The sequence below is a fragment of the Brochothrix thermosphacta DSM 20171 = FSL F6-1036 genome (assembly GCF_036884295.1).
In the GTDB taxonomy this organism is placed as follows: Bacteria; Bacillota; Bacilli; order Lactobacillales; family Listeriaceae; genus Brochothrix; species Brochothrix thermosphacta.
Genome location: NZ_CP145608.1, coordinates 50,443 through 71,336, shown reverse-complemented (window position 1 = coordinate 71,336; position 20,894 = coordinate 50,443). Strand labels below are relative to the sequence as shown.

At 38.0% G+C, this 20,894-nt stretch carries 19 protein-coding genes; 2 read left to right on the top strand and 17 right to left on the bottom strand.

Annotation, left to right across the window (positions count from 1 at the left end):
- Window positions 1-56: 56 nt before the first annotated feature.
- The 10 genes from hslO to pth all read right to left on the bottom strand — a co-directional run bounded on the left by hslO (window position 57) and on the right by pth (window position 12,326).
- A complete protein-coding gene (gene hslO, locus V6S17_RS00325) occupies window positions 57-941 on the bottom strand; it encodes an Hsp33 family molecular chaperone HslO (protein WP_029091271.1) in 885 nt (294 codons plus the stop codon).
- Window positions 942-1,002: 61 nt separating this feature from the next.
- Window positions 1,003-3,033, bottom strand: coding sequence for an ATP-dependent zinc metalloprotease FtsH (gene ftsH, locus V6S17_RS00320; RefSeq protein ID WP_029091272.1), 2,031 nt, complete (start codon window positions 3,031-3,033; stop codon window positions 1,003-1,005).
- A gap of 236 nt (window positions 3,034-3,269) precedes the next feature.
- Complete coding sequence (gene hpt / locus V6S17_RS00315; protein ID WP_029091273.1) at window positions 3,270-3,809, bottom strand: hypoxanthine phosphoribosyltransferase; 540 nt, start codon at window positions 3,807-3,809, stop codon at window positions 3,270-3,272.
- A 14-nt stretch (window positions 3,810-3,823) separates the two neighbouring features.
- Window positions 3,824-5,212, bottom strand: coding sequence for a tRNA lysidine(34) synthetase TilS (gene tilS / locus V6S17_RS00310; RefSeq protein WP_029091274.1), 1,389 nt, complete (start codon window positions 5,210-5,212; stop codon window positions 3,824-3,826).
- A 95-nt stretch (window positions 5,213-5,307) separates the two neighbouring features.
- Window positions 5,308-5,745: a S1 domain-containing RNA-binding protein gene (locus V6S17_RS00305; protein WP_029091275.1), complete on the bottom strand. Its 438-nt coding sequence runs from the start codon at window positions 5,743-5,745 to the stop codon at window positions 5,308-5,310.
- 55 nt (window positions 5,746-5,800) lie between these two features.
- Window positions 5,801-6,175: an FtsB family cell division protein gene (locus V6S17_RS00300; protein ID WP_036027152.1), complete on the bottom strand. Its 375-nt coding sequence runs from the start codon at window positions 6,173-6,175 to the stop codon at window positions 5,801-5,803.
- A 170-nt stretch (window positions 6,176-6,345) separates the two neighbouring features.
- The gene (locus tag V6S17_RS00295; RefSeq protein ID WP_278403469.1) at window positions 6,346-6,591 is read right to left on the bottom strand and encodes an RNA-binding S4 domain-containing protein; all 246 of its coding nucleotides are present in this window, start codon (window positions 6,589-6,591) and stop codon (window positions 6,346-6,348) included.
- Window positions 6,592-6,612: 21 nt separating this feature from the next.
- Window positions 6,613-8,190: a putative polysaccharide biosynthesis protein gene (locus V6S17_RS00290; RefSeq protein ID WP_029091278.1), complete on the bottom strand. Its 1,578-nt coding sequence runs from the start codon at window positions 8,188-8,190 to the stop codon at window positions 6,613-6,615.
- Between the two features lie 19 nt (window positions 8,191-8,209).
- Window positions 8,210-11,743 carry a transcription-repair coupling factor gene (gene mfd, locus V6S17_RS00285; RefSeq protein ID WP_141229263.1) on the bottom strand — a complete coding sequence of 1,178 codons (3,534 nt, stop codon included), beginning with the start codon at window positions 11,741-11,743 and terminating at the stop codon, window positions 8,210-8,212.
- A gap of 16 nt (window positions 11,744-11,759) precedes the next feature.
- The gene (pth, locus tag V6S17_RS00280; RefSeq protein WP_029091280.1) at window positions 11,760-12,326 is read right to left on the bottom strand and encodes an aminoacyl-tRNA hydrolase; all 567 of its coding nucleotides are present in this window, start codon (window positions 12,324-12,326) and stop codon (window positions 11,760-11,762) included.
- A 369-nt stretch (window positions 12,327-12,695) separates the two neighbouring features.
- Here pth and V6S17_RS00275 point away from each other — a divergent pair, with 369 nt between their 5' ends.
- The gene (locus tag V6S17_RS00275) at window positions 12,696-13,583 is read left to right on the top strand and encodes a cation diffusion facilitator family transporter (RefSeq protein ID WP_036027157.1); all 888 of its coding nucleotides are present in this window, start codon (window positions 12,696-12,698) and stop codon (window positions 13,581-13,583) included.
- Window positions 13,584-13,670: 87 nt separating this feature from the next.
- On the opposite strand, the gene V6S17_RS00270 is transcribed toward V6S17_RS00275, so the two are convergent.
- Window positions 13,671-14,288 carry a 50S ribosomal protein L25/general stress protein Ctc gene (locus V6S17_RS00270; protein WP_029091282.1) on the bottom strand — a complete coding sequence of 206 codons (618 nt, stop codon included), beginning with the start codon at window positions 14,286-14,288 and terminating at the stop codon, window positions 13,671-13,673.
- A gap of 229 nt (window positions 14,289-14,517) precedes the next feature.
- Here V6S17_RS00270 and V6S17_RS00265 point away from each other — a divergent pair, with 229 nt between their 5' ends.
- The gene (locus tag V6S17_RS00265; RefSeq protein ID WP_029091283.1) at window positions 14,518-15,465 is read left to right on the top strand and encodes an L-lactate dehydrogenase; all 948 of its coding nucleotides are present in this window, start codon (window positions 14,518-14,520) and stop codon (window positions 15,463-15,465) included.
- 53 nt (window positions 15,466-15,518) lie between these two features.
- On the opposite strand, the gene V6S17_RS00260 is transcribed toward V6S17_RS00265, so the two are convergent.
- The 6 genes from V6S17_RS00260 to veg form a co-directional block, all read right to left on the bottom strand.
- On the bottom strand, window positions 15,519-16,475 hold the full coding sequence (locus tag V6S17_RS00260; RefSeq protein ID WP_029091284.1) for a ribose-phosphate diphosphokinase: 957 nt from the start codon (window positions 16,473-16,475) through the stop codon (window positions 15,519-15,521).
- 15 nt (window positions 16,476-16,490) lie between these two features.
- Window positions 16,491-17,867 (bottom strand): bifunctional UDP-N-acetylglucosamine diphosphorylase/glucosamine-1-phosphate N-acetyltransferase GlmU, encoded by a 1,377-nt coding sequence (gene glmU, locus V6S17_RS00255; RefSeq protein ID WP_029091285.1) that lies wholly within the window; start codon window positions 17,865-17,867, stop codon window positions 16,491-16,493.
- Window positions 17,868-18,037: 170 nt separating this feature from the next.
- On the bottom strand, window positions 18,038-18,352 hold the full coding sequence (gene spoVG, locus V6S17_RS00250) for a septation regulator SpoVG (protein WP_029091286.1): 315 nt from the start codon (window positions 18,350-18,352) through the stop codon (window positions 18,038-18,040).
- 130 nt (window positions 18,353-18,482) lie between these two features.
- Entirely contained in the window at window positions 18,483-19,316 is an 834-nt protein-coding gene (gene purR / locus V6S17_RS00245; RefSeq protein WP_029091287.1) for a pur operon repressor, read from the bottom strand.
- Between the two features lie 107 nt (window positions 19,317-19,423).
- Window positions 19,424-20,287 (bottom strand): 4-(cytidine 5'-diphospho)-2-C-methyl-D-erythritol kinase, encoded by an 864-nt coding sequence (ispE, locus tag V6S17_RS00240; RefSeq protein WP_029091288.1) that lies wholly within the window; start codon window positions 20,285-20,287, stop codon window positions 19,424-19,426.
- A 218-nt stretch (window positions 20,288-20,505) separates the two neighbouring features.
- Complete coding sequence (gene veg, locus V6S17_RS00235; RefSeq protein ID WP_029091289.1) at window positions 20,506-20,760, bottom strand: biofilm formation stimulator Veg; 255 nt, start codon at window positions 20,758-20,760, stop codon at window positions 20,506-20,508.
- Window positions 20,761-20,894 lie beyond the last annotated feature (134 nt).

Genomic DNA, 20,894 nt, shown 5'->3' with positions numbered 1-20,894 from the left:
GTTTGTTGTTAAATCAACTTTATCAATTCCTAGTATTCTTGTCAAGATTAGACTGTTTATTTGTTTTTTGTTTCTTCGATTAAACCCTCTAAGTCTGTGACTGAAAAATCGTATTTATTACCACAGAAGTGACAACTTGCTTCTGCCCCACCATCTTCTTCAATCATATCACGAATTTCTTTTTCACCTAAAGTCACAATTGCTGATGAAAAGCGCTCTTTAGAGCACACACACTCAAACTCAACAGGAACTTTTTCCAAAACTTTAACATCATCGCCAAGAATATCAGTTAAGATTTCTTCTGGCGTACGACCTTCATCTATTAATTTAGAGATTGTTGGCATTGCTGCTAGTTTATTCTCAATTTGTGAAATAACTTCATCAGATGCATTTGGTAATAATTGAATCATAAAACCGCCAGATGCTTGAATTGTTGCATCTGGATTAACTAAAACACCTGCGCCAACTGCCGAAGGAATTTGTTCACTTGTCGCTAAGTAATATGTGATATCTTCACTTATTTCACCTGAAATCAACGGCACTTGCCCATTAATTTTTTCACGCATACCAATGTCTTTTGTTACTGTAACCGTACCTGTTGTTCCAACTCCACGACGCACATCAAGTTTGCCGCTCTCATTCAACTCTGTAAAATGAACATGCGGGTTTTGTACATAACCTCGCACTTTACCATGTGCATCACTGTCGGCAATAATAGCGCCGATTGGTCCATCACCTTCAATTTTCAAAGTGATTTTTTGATCACCTTTTCCACTCATACCCAACATCAATGCACCTGTCATCGAACGTCCTAGAGCTGCCGATGTGACCGGCAAAGTATTGTGACGGCTTTGAGCTTCTCCCACAGTATTTGTTGTAATTGCTGCAAAAGCACGAACTTGTGAATCACAAGCAACTGCTTTAATTAAATAATCTTTCATTTCCATAGCTCCTCTAAACAAAAAGTGAGCCACGCATTCCCTGGCTCACTCATGCTAATTTTTATTTTTTATCTTCTGTTGTTGGGTTATCAATTGTCGATTCATTTACTGTTTCAGCAGTAGTTGTATCGATTGTTGGTTTATCAACAGCATCTGTTGTTTCTTTATCGCCAATTTCATCCACCGATACGTTTGCTGTTGCATCAACAACTGCTGTTGTATCTTCTGCTTCTTCTTCAGCTGGCATTTCGCCTGTTTCAAAGAGGCTACGGATTTCTTTCGCGTTAAGCGTTTCAATTTCAAGTAATTTATTAGCGATAACACCTAACTGCACTTCGTGTTCAGTTAAGATATCTTTCGCACGTGTATAACAATCTGTGATAATGCGTTGAACTTCAGTATCGATTTCATAAGCGATTTGGTCAGAGAAACCTTTTCCGCTATTCATATCGCGACCTAAGAATACATTGTCATTGCTACCTTTGAATTGAAGAGGTCCGATTTTTTTGCTCATTCCCCATTCGGTTACCATACGGTAAGCCATTTCAGTTGCACGTTCAAAGTCATTACTTGCGCCTGTTGATACTTCACCAAAAGTGATATCTTCAGCAACACGTCCACCTAGCAAGCCAGTGATACGATCAAGCAATTCATTTTCAGTTAACAAGAAACGATCTTCTTTTGGCATCATGACAGCATAACCACCGGCTTGTCCACGAGGGACAATCGTTACTTTATGCACCACTTCGGCTTCATCAAGAACAGTACCAATAATCGTATGGCCTGCTTCATGGAAAGCAACTGTTTTACGTTCTTTCTTACTGATAACACGATTTTTCTTAGCAGGACCCGCAATAACACGGTCTGTTGCTTCATCAATATCAGACATATCAATTTTAGTTTTATCACGACGCGCTGCAACAAGAGCACCCTCGTTTAAAAGGTTTTCTAAGTCAGCACCAGAGAAACCTGGCGTACGTTGTGCAATTGCTTTCAAATCAACATCGTCAGCAAATGGTTTGTTACGAGCATGCACTTTAAGTACAGCTTCACGTCCCTTAACATCAGGGCGATCAACAGTAATTTGACGGTCAAAACGACCTGGACGTAAAAGTGCAGGGTCAAGAACATCCGCACGGTTAGTTGCTGCAATCATGATAATTCCTTCGTTTCCTTGGAAACCATCCATCTCAACAAGTAACTGGTTTAATGTTTGCTCACGCTCATCATGTCCACCACCGACACCAGCGCCACGTTGACGACCAACAGCATCAATTTCATCAATGAAGATAATACACGGTGCATTTTTCTTCGCTTGTTCAAACAAATCACGTACACGTGAAGCACCAACACCAACAAACATCTCAACGAAATCAGAACCACTAATTGAGAAGAATGGTGTACCGGCTTCACCTGCAACAGCTTTTGCAAGCAATGTTTTACCAGTTCCCGGAGGTCCTACTAAAAGAACACCTTTAGGAATACTTGCACCTAGACTTGCATATTTACGTGGATCTTTTAAGAAATCAACAACTTCAATAAGTTCTTGTTTCTCTTCATCAGCACCCGCTACGTCAGAAAAACGCACTTTGATTTTAGAGTTATCATACATTTTCGCTTTACTCTTACCAAAGTTCATCATCTTACCGCCGCCACCGCCGCCTTGTGCTTGGCTCATCATAAAGAAAATGAAGAGTAACAATAACAAGAATGGTAGTAATGTTGTTAAGAATGTTACCCAACCACTTGGTTGATCCTGAGGAAGAACCTCAGTTTTAACACCCTTAGCAGTATCTGCCTTAATATCAGCAACAGTTACTTCAGAATCGACAGAAAATGTTGTAAATTCTAAAGTATCTTTCTTATCGCTTTTATTCGCTGCGCTGTCTTTATATGTACCTTCAATAAGAAAAACACCACGGCTTGGTTTAATTGAGTACGACTCAACTTTGTTGTCTTTTAATGCAGTTGTAAATTCATCGTAACGAATGTCACGTTGCTGGTTTTTATCGCCACTTATAAAGTTAACAATCCCCACTATAACAACGAGTACAATGACATAAAGTATACCTTGTTTAAAAATACGGTTCATTCCTTACCTCCTCTGATGTAAGTGTTTTTCTGATCAACAGTACCCACTAATAGCATAAAGAGCTATTTATTTTGTTCCACTGATACAAATTTTCCCACTCGCACTTACACTCTTAAAATACTTAATTTTACTTAAAGCTCAGGAGTTTACCCCTTGCAATTCGTCTTAAAAAGCTACATTAATAATAGCATAAAGGATTTTCTTTTCCCAATAATTTGACCTTTATTCACTTATAATTAATCCGTGTACACTTCAGGTTTTAAAATACCGATGTACGGCAAGTTACGATATCGTTCTGCATAATCAAGACCATAACCCACGACAAATTCATTTGGCACGTTAAAACATGCATGATCTACTTCAATATCAACAACGCGTCCAGCTGGTTTATCCAACAGTGTTACTAATTTAATTGAACGAGCTTTACGATTTTTCAGCATGTTCATTAAGTAAGCTAATGTACGACCACTATCAATAATATCTTCAACGATGATTAAATCGCGACCTTCAACTGAAGCATCTAAATCTTTAATGATTTTAACTTCACCACTTGAAGATACGCCTGCACCATAGCTTGAAACATCCATAAAATCAAATTCTACTTGCGTATCAATTGTACGTACTAAATCCATCATAAATGGTGTTGCACCTTTTAAAATCCCAATAACTAATGGAAACTTATCTTGATAAGTAGCTGTAAGCTCTTTTCCTAACTCTTCAACCTTTTGGGCAATCTCTTCTTCTGAAATAAGTACTTCTAAAATATCTTCACGCATCTAATTTCGTCCTCCTATAGACTATTATATTGAATCAAGTATTGTTGTTGCTTTTTATTGACACACGCCAAAAAGGCGGAATGTTTTAAAGTGGGTAACCAAATGATTTCACCAGCTGCATCTGTCACAACAGGGATACCATCTCGTAAATGTTGCGGTATTTTTTCATCAATCAAAATATTTTTCAGCTTGCGAGTACCGCCCGTTTTTTTTAGTTTTATACGATCACCAGGTAAACGGGACCTTATAATCAGCGGAAATTCAATGTCTGTTGCATTTAGCACCAACTGTGTTTTTTCAGGATGTATTATTGTATCTTCTGTTAGTATTTCGCAGCTAATTGAGCCGTTTCCCGACAACTGGACTGTTGTTAATGGTTGCATTTCATAATAAAAGCGTTCACTTTTCTCCATGTTATCAAATTGGAAATAAGCTTCGTCATAAACGCGGAACAATTGTAATCCGGAAGGTAAATATAGTTTAGCAGACGGAGACGCTGCTTTCAATAAATCCAACACATCAATAATGTTATTTTTGCTAATACTCACACTATTATCCGGTAATAATTCTCGGATAACCTGTCGTATCATTAAAGTTTGGATGATTTTATGCAGCTTTTTAAATTTTTCAATTTGTACAACATATCGTTTATCTTCTTTTAGGATAACATCCTCTATTTGCTTTAGCATCATTGTTGTAGCAAATTCACTTAAATCTGTTTGCTCCTCATGAAAAGCTGAAAACTGCTTTGCAACTTGCTGGTTTTCTTGTTGCAATAAAGGTACAACATGATGTCTGAATCGATTGCGAGTAGCATCATCTTCAGCGTTCGATGCATCTTCCACATGTTTTAACTTATTAGCCTTAGCGTAAAGCATAATATCCTTTTTTGTAACAGCTAAGAAAGGTCGAATTAATTGACCTCTGCTAAATGCTCTTTTAATCGGCATACCTGCGTAACCGCTACCTTGACTGCCGCGTGTTAATCTCATTAATATCGTTTCCACCTGGTCATCCGCATGATGAGCGAGTACTAGCGAAGACGCTTCAACACTGACCATTACTTCTTCAAAACAACGGTAACGTCCTTGACGTGCGGCTTCTTCTAAACCGATTTTTTCAGACTTTTGAATACCTTGTACATCAATTATTTTTTCCATAAATGGAACATCATAGGCTTCACAAATCTCCCGCACAAACTTCGCTTCCATGTCAGCTTCTGGTCGTAACTGATGATTAACATGCACCACTGTCAGCTGTTTATTAAGCATAGGGTTATTCACAAAATAATGTAATAATACGATTGAATCAACGCCACCAGAAACACCCAGGAGATAATGATCGCCTGGGCGTAGTAATTCGTGCTGTTGGCTGTATGTCTCTACCTGCTTATTAAAAATCATAGCCTCTCCTTAATAAAAAAAGAACATCGCGTAAACATACAGCGATGCTCAAAATTGACGACGAGCTCTGCTTTCAAGCTCAATTCGTGCAAATATTAGCTGCGACGTGCGCCTCTACCGCCACGTTTAGACTCACTTTGACGTTTGATAGTCGTAAGACGCTCATCACTATCTTTAAGGAAGCGTGACATTTTCGATTCAAAATCTTCTGGTTTGTCGAAAGTTGGTTTTTTAACCGCTGCTCTCGGTTTACGTGAAGAATAACTTGATGTTGTTGTCGTTTTTTCACTTTCAGGCTTATCAATGGCACGACGAATCGATAGACCAATCTTACCATCATCCCCAACGTTCATTACCTTAACAGTAACCTCGTCACCAACAGTTAAAATATCATGAATATCTTTAACATAGCTGTCTGCAACTTCACTGATATGAACAAGACCTGTTTTTCCACCTTCAAGTTCAACAAAAGCTCCAAAATTTGTAATTCCTGTCACTTTACCCGTTACCTTAGTACCTACTTCAATCGACATAAATAGAATGCTCCTTCTTAATTTTATAATATCTATATTTTTGTTCCTTTATAGCCTAATCTTTTTTTGATGGTATCGTAAAAATGATTTCACCATTTTTGGATAAATAATACTCACTGCGAGCAAGTTTAGCAACATACTCTGGATCTTTCAATTGCTCCACTTGCTCTTTATATGCTGTTTCTTGCTGCATTAAGTGGTTATATTTTGTTTGTAGCTCTGTACTTTGTTTTTTATTTGTCGCCAACAAGTGTTGCTGTTTCACAAGATTAAAAACAAGAATACCTATAACCAACGTTGCGACTACGGAGTAAAACAACACACGACGTCTGAATATCAGTTTGAATTTCTGATGACGTTTCTCGTCTTTCGCTTTACTTTGAACGTATTCATTATTCATCTGTGTAACTGATGGCTTCGATTTCGGCATTATCTGACCTCACTTTCGACAATAAGTAGTTATATGCTTAGAATAGCAAGTTTAGCTCTTTTTGTCTATTAGTTATAACAAAAAAAGATAAAAACAATTGACTTAATCATCTAATCAATATTATACCATTCAAATATTGACTAAAGTAATACTTATTGAAAATAATCTCTTTATTCGCTTAAAAGGGTATACATTTTTTCCGCATCTTCTTTTTTTGTTGATGTATCAAGGCGTTCCACCTTAGCTGTAATTATTTTAGCACCAAACTGAATAGTAAGCTCATCACCAACTTTTACATTTGCACTTGGTTTTGCGACATTCCCATTGATTTGGATACGGCCTTTTTCTGCCGCTTCTTTAGCGACAGCACGACGTTTAATAATTCGTGATATTTTCAAAAATTTATCTAATCTCATTGTTACATCCATATTATATCCTCACCTTTTCATTTTTTTGATAAGCTTTATTACACTTCTACCCATCGGCAGCATCACAATATCTTGTCTGGTAATCACTCGTAAGTAACTCGCACTAAACAGGAACAGCAACGCACCTATCAAACTAGCTATAATTAACACTACTAGACCAACAATTCGATGGTTTGTTACAAACGGCAAATAATTAATAATAATTAAAGGCGCCGCCATCAGTGCTACACTAAAGCTTAATTTAATTAAAAACTGCCATGACGGCCATTCAAAATTGATTGATTGTTTTAAAATCACAACGCTAATCAATACACTGGCCAACAAAGCGCTATTCGTCGCCCATGCACCTCCTATAATACCATGTTCAGGTAACCAAACACCATTCAACATTACTTTGATAATTATGCCACACACCGCTGCAATTGCAGGTGCCTTCATACTATTAAATCCTTGCAATACACTCGTAATGATAACTAACAAGGTTAATAAAAACAGCCCTGCTACAAAAACTTGCAGCACATCAACACCTTCATAATCAGCAAACAATGTATAGTTCAATGTTGGCATCATCACAACTAACGCCACAGTAATTGCCAAACCCAATGCAATTCCTGTTCGCATGAAGAAAGAAACCAAACGTTGCAATTTAACACGTTCACGCTGAATGCGTGCTTTTGATATCATCGGTATGATAGAAAGACTAAAGCTCGTAACAACCACCACACCTAATTGTATTAATGGTTGCCCCCGATCATACACTCCCTTAAGAATTTTAGCTTGATCTGTCTCAATCCCGCTAGCAACTAACAAACGAAAAATTTGAAAAGCATCTGCCATTTGAAACCAAATCAGTAAAGCACTCGTTATAATCACGGCAAACATGTCCCGCCAAATTCCACGTGGTAACTGGAGGTTTTCCGGTCGCATTGTAGGTATCTGCTGTAAACCACGGCGCTTTTTATCGAACACTGCCAATATAATTGCACCGGCTGCACCACCAATAATCGCACCTGACATGGCCAATTCACCCACATGATAAAGCGATACATCTAAAACATATACACCTATATAGGCACCCACAATGATAATTGCAACACGCACAACCTGCTCTACCGCCTGAGATACTGCGGTAGGCGTCATATCATTATCCCCTTGATAAAAACCGCGGTAACTGCCTAAATAAGGTAACAGTAAATACGTGACACTTGTTACGCGAATAATACCCGTTAAACTGGGATCACCCATCGTATTAGCTAACCAAGGAGCCGCAATAAAAAGGGCTATGAATAACACAAAACCCAACACCCCTAAATAACGTTTACTTCGTTCCAAGAACCATCTTTGAGCATTATAATCACCGTTGTATTCAGCAACAACTTTAGAAATAAAGAGAGGTGCAGCTGTTAAAGATAATGTCATACTTATACCATAAAAAGGATACGCCTGTTGAAAAATATAAAACCCTTCATCGCCGACCATATTTTGAAAAGGTACACGATAAACAGCTGACAATAATTTTGAAAGTAATGATGCCAACGTTAGAATGAGGGCACCTTGAAAAAGCGTTGTGTTTATTTTGGTCCCCATTCTCCTCACTCCTTTGTCGTTACTTTATTTCATCCTTAGTTGCATACGTTAATTGTTCAATAAATTTACTTAAAGTTGGCAACCATTGTGCTGGGTCTGTGCCTGGAAGACGATACGTCACCGCTAGCTGCTGTTCTGTCATTCCAACACCTGACTGACGTCCCAACATATCCAAAGCTTTAAACACTTTTGCACCATCTATTAATTGTGTTGCTTCTTCACTCAGTAATAACTCGATACTATTTTTCTTCAATTTAATTGTTTGAATACCTACTTTTTCAGCATTCAATTTAATTTCTGAAATGATAAACAAATCAGCGACTTGTTGTGGGTACTCCCCAAAACGATCAATCATATCATCTTGTAATTGCATAATATTTTCCGTCGTCGTTATCTGACGGAAGCGTTTGTACATTTCAATTTTTTGGCGACTGTCTTCGATATAGTAGTCAGGAATATACGCATCCAGTGGCAAGTCAATTTCCACTGTGCTGGATTCGCCTTGTTTTTCACCAACTTGTGGCATACGCTCATTGATAGCATCGCTCAACATTTGCGAGTAAAGATCAAATCCTACTGAATCAATAAAGCCATGTTGTTGTGCGCCTAAGATATTTCCGGCACCTCGTATGCTAAGATCACGCATCGCTATTTTAAAGCCTGAGCCTAATTCTGTAAACTCTTTAATTGCTTGGAGACGTTTTTCAGCTTCCTCGCGCAACACTTTATTTTTTTCGTGCATGAAGTAAGCATAAGCAATACGATTTGAACGACCGACACGCCCTCTTAATTGATACAATTGTGATAAGCCCATACGGTCTGCATTTTCAACTAACAATGTATTAACATTAGGGATATCGACACCCGTTTCGATAATTGTTGTCGTTACCAGTACGTCAAATTCATTTTCTAAAAAGCGTAAAATAGTCGATTCCAATTCATTTTCAGTCATTTGTCCATGTGCATATCCCACGCGTGCATTCGGAACTAAAGCTTGAATACGATCTGCTTTTTGAACGATACTATCCACACGGTTATGTAGATAAAACACTTGTCCTGAACGAGATAACTCTCGCTCAATTGCTTCTTTGATCAAGATATCATTTTGTTCGACCACATAAGTTTGGATGGGGTAGCGATTGGCTGGTGGCGTTTCAATAACAGACAAATCACGAACACCTACCATCGACATGTGTAACGTTCTCGGTATGGGTGTTGCTGTCAATGTCAGTACATCCACATTTGCTCGTAACTGTTTAATTTTCTCTTTGTGAGTTACACCAAAACGCTGTTCTTCATCGACGACTAACAATCCCAAGTCCCTGTAAGCGACATCTTTTGATAATAACCGATGTGTTCCAACAACGATATCAATTTTGCCAGAACCTAAACCAGCTAGTGTCTCTTCTTGTTGTTTCTTAGTACGAAAGCGGCTCAGTATACCAATATTGATCGGAAAATTAGCAAAGCGGGAAATCATCGTTTCATAGTGTTGTTGCGCTAAAATGGTGGTTGGCACCAAGAAAGCCACTTGTTTACCATCCATCATCGCCTTGAACGCTGCCCTTAGTGCAACTTCAGTCTTGCCATATCCTACATCTCCGACTAACAAACGATCCATCGGACGAATACTTTCCATATCACGTTTGATTTCTTTAACAGAGCGCCCTTGATCCTCTGTTGCTTCATAAGGAAAGGCTTCTTCAAACTCATGCATTAATGCGTCATCTGGACTATAAGCAAAACCTTTTTCAGCTTCTCGTTTAGCATAAAGCTTAATCAAATCATCCGCAATATCGATGACTGATTTTTGAACACGCGCTGTGACACGTTTCCACTCTGCACCACCTAATTTATTCAACTTCGGTGTTTTACCTTCAGAACCGACATATTTTTGCACCAATTCTAGTTGTTCAACAGGAATATATAGTTTATCTTCACCACGATAAATAATTAATAAATAATCTTTGTGTACACCTTTTATATCTAATGTTTCCATCCCGACATAACGGCCCACACCATGGCTGACATGCACAACGTAATCGCCTACTTTGAGCTCATTATAATCTTTAATACGTTCTGCGTTCGACATTTTCTGTCTTTTCATCGTTGGTTTTGTTTTATGACCAAATAATTCAGCATCCGTCACTACAACGAGACGTCCCAAAGGTAATTCAAAGCCTTCGTTTAATTGCCCCACAACAAGTTGCACTTGCCCAAATACCAATTCATCGGTTTCGTTCAATAATTGCGTTGAAATATCGTAGTCGCTAAATGTCTGGCTGATTTTACCTAGTCTCTCTTCCGTGGGTACAACCACAATAGTGGCCATTTCATTATTTTGCCAACTTGCCATTTCTGTTTGGACTGCCGGCATTTGACCATGGAATTGTTGCATTTGCTTATGTACAAAATTAGTTGAAAGGTAGAGTCGATGGCTTCCCATTTTTTTTTGAAACAACGAGAGATAAACACGCGATTGAACCGCATGTTTTAACGTATCTGCAAACAACTGATGTAAACTTGTCTGCGGTAAAATTTCTGCGCGTTCGATTCCATCCATCAACCAGTTGATTTCTTCTTGATGCAGCTGTTCATCAGCCTCTTGTAAACGTGATAATTCATCAATAATAAGCACGGCATTATCAGCTGTGTAATCTAATAAATTTGCGGGTTTCTTATAGAAGTATGCATTATACTTTAAGATATCTGTCGGTAACATAACCTCTGTTATATTTGCGATATCATGTTCAATCGTCTCAATGAGGTGCAACTGATCTGCTTCCTCTTTGACCTTTTTTAATGCTTTTTTTAGTTCTTTGGCTAATTCTTTTGTAAGATATGAGCGATCAGACTCGTTAAGCAACCATTCTTTGGCTGGTAACAAAACAATTTTTTCTCGCGTATCTAATGAGCGTTGGCTATCGACATCAAACGCACGAATAGAATCTACTTCTGTATCAAATAGTTCTACACGCAACGGATTTGTTTCTGTCATCGGGAAAATATCAATAATTCCACCACGGATGCTATACTCGCCTTGTAAACTCACTTTTTCTACATATAAATAACCGCTCTCAGCCATTTGTTTACGGAATGACGTCAGATCGATTTCATCACCAATAGTAAAGACTTGTTTTGCTTCTGTCCATTGTGACACGGGAGTCATTCGTTTTCTCAAGGCTGATATCGGTATAATGACAACACCCGTCGTATTACTTTGCATAAATTCAAGCGTTTCCAATCGTTGTGCTCGAAGTTCAGGACTAGAAATACTCATATCTGTTGCTACAAAATCATCCGCAGGGTAAAGCTTCACTTGTTGTTCCGATAAAAATGAACGCAACGATTCATGAACTTGTTGTGCTTGGTATAAATTATGAGCAACATAAATGACTTGGCGATTAAGCGATTCCGCGATAAGCGCTGTGAAAAGTGAGCGCGCTGAACCCGTCAGGCCAGTCACTAATTGTGGTCGTCCATCTTCAGAAATCATTTGTGTGACTTGTTTCATTTCAGGTTGTTTCATGAATTGCTGTTTTATTTGACTCAACATGCTTCGATTCTCCTTATTTTGCAGCTTGATTATAGCGATTCATCGCTTGAATAAAATCAGCAGTTAACCACATTTCTAACGCATCAGCTGCCTCTTTAATTGAAATAGCTACATCCGGTTGTTCTTTTTTGCTAAATCGCCCTAATACCCAATTGATAATATTTCCATCATCTGGACGTGTTATGCCAACTTTCACACGTTTAAAATCCTGTGTGCCCAAATGTTGAATGGTTGATTTAATTCCATTATGGCCGCCTGCACTACCTTTTTGACGTAGGCGTAACTGCCCTACTGGTAGATCAAGATCGTCATAAACAATAACAATATCGTCAGTTGGAATTTCATAATAATCTGCTAATTGTCGAATACACTGCCCTGATTCGTTCATATAAGTGAGTGGCTTAACCAATAGCACTTTTTCACCCTTGTGCACTATCGTACTGACTTCACCATTGTATTTTGTTACCTTGAAAGAACCATTGAAACGTTCATTTAATTCATTTATCACCATAAACCCAACATTATGGCGTGTGTCTTCATATTTTTTACCTGGATTTCCCAGACCTACAATCATTTTCATTTTAACTTTCCTCCATTTATCATGTGCAATTACCTCGGAACACTTAAATAACACCAAACTTTTATCAGAGTGGTTTACTTGTTGAACAATTGAGCATTACTGTTTAAAACAGCACACACATTTCCTTATAACTACTTTTTATAATTATAACATAGCTCTCTTTCACCCCCTACTTTTAACTTCTATCTTCAGTTTAGTTCCATGTGAAACACTCGTTTTCTTTTGCAGTTAACCAACATTAGTTGACATGGCTCAGACTCTATCTCATAGCTAAAAACGTTGCTATAGACCCACTCATCACCCACATGCTATGATAATAAAACATGATTTCGTTACGCATGTACAAACTTATTGACTGGAGGTTTCATTATGAAATCACACACTAATATCACGCTATTATCTATCATTAGTAATCTAACTATGTTTATCCTTAAACTCATTGTTGGCTTCGTTACAGGTTCCGTTGCAATCATCTCAGAAGCAATCCACACTTCAATGGATTTATTCGCTTCTATACTCACTTATTTTTCGATTCAAATCGCACGTCAACCAGCAGATAAAAAACACCCATATGGCCATGGAAAAGCTGAAAACCTCTCCGGTACTGTAGAAACATTACTTATTTATGTTGCCGGAATTTGGATTATCATTGAATGTATCGACAAACTGCGACACCCTGCGGAAATAACCTTACCTTTCTTAGGTATTGGCGTCATGTTATTCGGGGCATTAGTCAATGGGATTGTGGGGTATTTAGTTAAACGTTCAGCTGACAAATTAGGATCGGTTGCTATGAAATCAAACGCCCTTCATCTAACCACTGATGTACTCACCTCGCTTGGTGTTGCTGTGAGTCTTTTGTTAGTTCACTATACAGGTATGTTATGGCTTGACCCTGTCATCGGGATGTTGACTGCATTATATATCATGTATGAAGCAACCGTCTTACTAAAAGAATCCTTTCCACCATTAATGGATTCACGTCTTTCAACAAAAGAAGAACTTCTCATTACGGACGCAATCGAAACATACCAATCAAATTATATTGAATACCATGATTTTAGAACACGTAGAGCTGGCACTGAGATTTACATTGATTTCCATTTAATCGTTGCACAAGAAATGTCAGTCGGACGCGCGCATGAACTATGTGATGAAATTGAATATTCAATTCAACAACATTTTTCACAAGCAGAGATTTTAATTCATATTGAACCCGAATCGGAAGTCTTAAATGCCGATTTCACTCATTCATAATACGCATAATAAAAGCGAACCACCAAAGATATCAAATCAATGGCGGCTCGCTTTTTATTTTATATGGATACCATCATGAGTTGATGGTTATTCTTTTTCTTCTCCGCCATTAATAACTTCTGGTTCAGCGGCTTCCGCAACTTCATCCGTTGCTTCTTCTAATTTTTGTGGCGCCTGTAAAATAGCCACAACATCTTCAGCATCTGCTAAAATAGCATATTCTTTGGCTGTTGTTAAATCTGCCACAGTTATCACATCACCGATAGTGAGTTTCGAAATATCGATTTCTAAACTCTCAGGTACATTAGATGGCGTAGCGGATAAGAGCACATTGTATAATACTTGCTCTAATACTCCCGCCTTGTCTTTCGGTTCACCTACTAATCGAATAGCAACTTCTGTTTCTAACTCTTCTTTCATGTTAACTGCTAAAAAATCAGCATGTACTAATTCACCGTTTAACGGATGTTTTTGGTATTGGTGTAAAATGACATTCGTTTTCTTTCCGCCTAATTCAAGTGTCAATACTGCATTACGTCCATTTTCTCTCAACGCTTTGATCAAATCAATCTCATCAACAGCAACGTTGGTATTTTTGATACCGTAGCCATAAACAACAGCCGGCACTGCGCCTGCTCTACGAATACTTTTTGCTTCTGAATGGTTTTCTAAAGATCTCGGTCTAGTTTTCAATTCAATGGTCATAATCAATTCCTCCTGTTGTAATAGACTTCTCTATTAATATACCCGTTTATATTTATTCTAACCATCATATTTTAAAAAGGCCTAATAATATACCCCTTTTTTTCGTTTATTAACGCCGAAACCAACTTATCTTTTTGTTATTTGCCAAGCCTTGCAATCGCATCAAAGATAACCTTATAATAAAACTGTAACAAGTTGTACATATAATAAGGAGGTAATAGAGATGGGAATTTCTAATAATCAAAAAGTCATTTTAATAGGTGACGGTGCTGTTGGTTCTGCCTATGCTTTCGCACTGGTTAATCAAGGTATCGGTCATGAATTAGGTATCCTCGATGTCGATAAAAATCGTACAGAGGGAGATGCGCTCGATTTACGACATGCTTTGCCCTTTCTTTCACCAAAAAAAGTGTACTCAGCTGAATATAGCGATTGTGCTGATGCAGATATTATTTGTATTACTGCCGGCACAGCACAAAAGCCCGGAGAAACACGCCTTGATTTAGTGACACGCAACTTGAAAATTTTAAAAAGCATTATCGATTCGGTCATGGCCACTGGCTTTGATGGTATTTTCTTATTAGCTGCGAACCCTGTTGATATTCTTACCTACGCAACCTACAAATGGAGCGGTTTTCCTGCTGAACGCGTCATCGGTTCCGGGACTTCATTGGATACAGCTCGTCTTCGTCAAACACTTGCTGAAAAAATCAACATTGAAGCGGGTAGCGTTCACGGTTATGTGCTAGGTGAGCATGGAGATACTGGTTTTATCGCTTGGTCTAATATTCGCATCGGAAATTTACCTATTGAAAAATGGATTCCTGACTTCACGGATCAAGCCAAAGAAGATTTCCGTGTAGCAGTTCGTGATGCAGCCTATTCTATCATTGAGAAAAAAGGGTCAACTTCCTATGGTGTCGCAAGCGCCTTGGCTCGAATTACACGAGCTATTTTCCGCAATGAAAATGCTGTATTACCAGTAAGTGCCTACATGGATGGATCACATTATGGGATAGAAGATGTTTATCTCGGAACACCTGCTGTTATCGGACGTGAAGGTATCAATACAATTGCCGAAGTTCCTTTAAACGAAAAAGAAAAAGCAGAATTGACCCACTCTGCCAACACTTTGAAAAAAATCATTGCAGACTCTTTTACACCGCTTAATAAATAAATTAAATACAAAAAACCCCTTCCGGAATGTTCCGAAAGGGGTTTTCACTGTTTTTATTCGAACAAATCACTCACTGAACGATTTTCGTGAACGCGTAGAATTGCTTCGCCTAACAATTCACCAACAGAAATTTGTGTAATCTTATCACATTGTTTATCTTCAGTTAAAACAATCGTGTTTGTTACAACCATTTCTTTGATATTAGAATTGCTAATACGTTCGATTGCAGGTCCTGATAATACAGGGTGCGTACAACATGCATAAACTTCTTTAGCGCCACTATCTAGCAATGCTTGAGCAGCTAAAGTAATTGTTCCTGCTGTATCGATAATATCATCTACTAAAATACACGTCGCGCCTTCAACATGGCCAACAATGTTCATAACTTCAGCCACATTTGGACGAGGACGACGTTTATCAATAATAGCGATCGGCGCCTTTAATTTATCCGCCATTTTACGCGCACGTGTTACACCACCATGATCAGGTGATACAACAACGACATTGCTTGTATCAATTGTATTTTTAAAGTGTTCAGACAATAATGGCACACCAGTTAAATGATCAATTGGCATATCGAAAAAGCCTTGAATTTGAGGAGCGTGTAAATCAATCATGATTGCACGAGTGGCACCCGCTTTTTCAATTAAATCCGCTACTAACTTAGCAGTAATTGGTTCGCGTGAACGCGCTTTACGATCTTGGCGCGCATAACCATAATAAGGCATTACAATATTAATTGTAGCTGCTGAAGCACGTTTAAGTGCGTCAATCATAATAAGTAATTCCATTAGATTCGAGTTAACTGGACCACATGTTGATTGAACAATGTATACATGGCAACCACGAATACTTTCTTCAATACTAATTTGGATTTCACCATCACTGAAATGTGTGACCGATGACTTACCGAGTGGTACACCAACCTTATTGGCAATTTCTTCTGCTAGTTTAGGATTAGAACTTAACGAGAAAATCTTGAGCTTTGAATCTTCGTACAATTTAGACATGAGAACCTCCACAGTTTATTTTTTAGAATAGCCAAATTTTTTGGCATAGCCTTCTTTGTTTGTTTGTCTCGCACGAGCAATTGCTAATGCATGCTCTGGTACATTTTTGGTGATAGTCGATCCTGCTGCAATGAATGAATGGCTTTCAATCGTAACTGGGGCCAGTAAGTTACTGTTACAACCCACAAACACCTGATTACCAATCGATGTACGGTGTTTATTTGTACCATCATAATTAACTGTAATACTTCCACAGCCAATATTAACATCTTGGCCGACATCCGCATCACCAATGTAACTAAGGTGTGGTATTTTAGAACCTTGATCTATTGTTGCATTTTTAACTTCAACAAAATTACCAATCTTAACTGTATCGCCTAATTTAGATTGTGGACGCAAGTGAGCATAAGGTCCAACTTGAACCTCATTACCAACAACGCTTTCTTCAATTGATGACGAACGAATAACAACCTTGTCACCAATCGTCGAGTCGATAATTTCTGTATCTCCTGAAATAACGCAATCTTCTCCGATAACAGTGTGCCCTTTCAAACGAACACCCGGTTCTATAATTGTATCGGCGCCGATAACAACATCACTACCGATATGAGTTGTTAATGGGTCTAAAATCGAAACACCTTGTTGCATATGTTTTATATTGATACGTTTTTGCATCAAACGTTGAGCTTCAGCAAGCGCAACACGATCATTTACACCAAGCGACTCTGAAAAATCGTGCATGCTATAAGCAGCAACAACTTCATTTTGCTCGCGTAAAATACCAATAACATCTGTTAAGTAAAATTCTTCTTGAGCATTGTCATTCGTTACTTTTTGCAACGCAGCAAACAAAGCTTTATTATCGAAACAAAAAGTACCCGTATTGATTTCTTTAATCGCTTTAATTTGATCTGTTGCATCTTTTTGTTCAACAATTTGTTCAACAATTCCTAAATCACTTCGAACAATACGACCATAGCCTGTAGGATTCTCCGTTACTGCAGTTAAGACAGTCGCTTTAGCTTTCTTTTCGTTATGATACATAATCAATTCAGATAATGTATCACTCGTTAGAAGTGGTGTATCTCCGCATAAAACAAGTGTAATTCCTTCTTTATCTTCCAAAAGTGGTCGTGCCTGCATAACAGCATGGGCTGTACCAAGCTGTTCAGTTTGCTGAACAAAAGAACTGTTCTCTTTCAAGTGCGCTTCAACTGCTTCTGCACCATGACCAACGACCGTCACAATTTCATCAACATTTAAGTGATTGATTTGCTCAACCACATGTTCAACCATCGGTTTGCCACAAACAGGATGTAAAACTTTATACAATTTAGACTTCATACGCGTCCCTTGCCCTGCGGCGAGTACGATTGCGTAGTGATTTGGCATCTTCCGAATCCTCCTTATTTCCAATTATGGAAAAGGTTATATACATCAATATGATAGCTTAAATTCGTGTTTTTTTCAAGGTAATAAGCACAAATAAAAAAATAGGCTAAAGAAAAACGCTCTCGAATCACAACGTTTTCTTTAGCCTGAACTCTTAATCATTATAAAAATCACTCATCATCAACCGGAATATCTTCCGTTGTCGATTCTGCTAGTTTCGCCTTAGCTTCTTCTTCCGCAGCTGCATATGCCGCTAAAACAACCTCTTGAATTTTAGCTCGTGTATCTGAGTTAATCGGATGGGCAATATCTCTAAATTCACCATCAGCACCACGCTTACTTGGCATCGCAACAAATAAATCATTATTACCATCGATAATTCGGATATCGTGCACAACAAATTCACCATCGAATGTAATCGATGCGATCGCTTTCATTCGTCCGTCTGTCTCAACTCTGCGCAATCTAACGTCAGTTACTTCCATTTTTAACACGTCCTTTATTCATGATGGGCGAACACCTCTAAGATGTCTGTCACCGTGCTAGAGGATTCTTTAACAATTACCCATCATTACTTCAAAGTAAACGTCTATCTTTTTAATAATGATTTTTTTCTTATTTACTATCTGTTGGCGAATTAAAAATATTACCTTTTTCAACTTCTATCGATTGTTGACGAACATCCACGTTCTGCACACGAATTACCGATACATAATCATCTACCAGTTTTTCACCCACATTTTCATCTTCAACCAACACACCGATACCAGCTAATTTAGCATCAAATTCTTCCAACAAACTCTTCATTCCATTGACGGTTCCGCCAGCTTTCATAAAGTCATCTACAACTAATACATTTGAGCCTGTAGGTAGACTGCGTTTGGATAACGCCATTTTTTCAATTCGATTCGACGATCCCGATACGTAATTGATACTTACTGTCGAACCCTCTGTCACTTTATTATCACGACGCACAATAACGAACGGAACATTAAGTTCACTCGCTACAGCTTGTGCAATCGGAATTCCTTTCGTTGCAACTGTCATAATCATATCAATTTTTGTATCCACAAATTTAGATGCAAAAATTTTACCGATTGTGTGCAGCGTTTCTGGCTCGCCTAAAATATCAGATAAAAATAAGTAGCCTCCTGGTAACAAGCGCTCTTTATCTGCGATGCGTTGACATAAATCATCAACAAAAAGCTCTGCATTTTCACGGCTAATTTTCGAGAGGTAACGCACACCACCAGCAGCACCAGGTAAGGTTTCTAACGTACCGATCCCTCTATTTTCAAACGTTTTTTTGACAATCATTAAATCCTCGCTAATTGATGACTTCGCTGATTCATAACGATTCGCAAAAAAGCTTAATGAAATAAGCGTTCTTGGATGCGTCAATAAATGCTGAGTCATATCAATCAATCGTTCACTTCTTCTTACTTTCACCGTCTCACACCCTTCTACAATCTTAAACACAAACATTCAGTGTTTTTTTATCGATTTCATTCGTATATATTTTATTATAATAGAAACAATGGCATTATGCTTGTTTTTTATTCAAATTGCGGTTTTAAAAATCGTACCATGTGCACATTTTTACAAAAACCACTGACACTGTTATATAGTCTTTTCGCTTTTTTCTCAGTTTTTACAATTGCAAAAACCGTCGGACCTGTCCCGCTCATCAACACTGCATCTGCCCCAAAGGCTTCAAATTGTTTTTTCAAATAAGAAATTTCGGCATACTTTTCTAAAGAATAGTCTTCTAAATCATTCCCTAGCGCTTCCACCATCTGATAATAATCCCCCGAAGCAATAGCAGCTAACATCTTTTCAGAATGTTGGTGTTGTATGTCATTGACTTCTAAGTGTGAAAAAACGTCTCGAGTCGAAACAGATATAGCCGGTTTAGCAAGAACAACCCAGCAAGGGGGTAACGAAGGTAAGGGTGTGATTTTTTCACCACGTCCATTACACATGGCTACGCCACCATATACACAAAAAGATACATCTGAACCAATTTCAGCACCTATTTCAGCGAGTTCATCAAGTGATAAATTCAATTCCCAAAGTTGGTTTAAACCGTGTAGCGTTGCCGCAGCATCACTACTACCTCCGGCCATACCTGCTGAAATTGGAATTTTTTTATCTAACTTTATCGTTGCACCTTTAGTGACTTGAAAGCGACGTTGCAATAAAAGTCCTGCTTTAACTATCAAATTACGCCCATCCTCAGGAACTGCATTAGAACTGGATTCCAACTTAATATTACCATCTAAACGCAACGAAAAATCGAGGTAATCGGCTAAATCCACCATTGCCATTACTGTTTCCAATTCATGATAACCATCATCACGTTTCCCTAAAATATCTAGAGCTAAATTGAGTTTAGCTGTTGCTTTCACTGTAATATCCATCGCCGTCGTCTCCCACTTTTTCATTTATGATAAGAAATCCGCACTCGTTAGTACTTCTTTTATACGCACTTAAACTTAATTTTTTTATTATAGCATGTTTTCTGTATATTAAAGAAGATTATTGGCAGATATTGAAAAAAGATAAGTATAAAAGGGCATAAAAAAAGGCAAACGCAGTGTTCGCCACATGAAAAATAACTCATTTTTGTTAATCTAGTTTACGCTTCGATCGCTTTTACTTCATCAAATACAATTTCCACTGCATCTGTTAAAACGTCTGCGTAACTATATGAAACACGTTCGAAATTGTTTTCGTCTTGATCTAACTCAACCACAAAAACTGACGGATACGTTTCGGATAAAATTCCACTACGCTCAACAATCTTTTTACGACCACCATTTGCTTTTAACATTAAACGATCACCTAAATGACTATCAAGATTTTTTTTGATAGTTGCCAGTGTTTTTGACATGCGCATCCACCTCACTATACCTAATGATAGCACAAATGCACATTTTTATCAAGTAACCAACTATTTTATCAGTACTACACCGTCAAGTCAATTGATTTTACCGATATTTTTTATTTTTTTTGAAAAGGTTACAA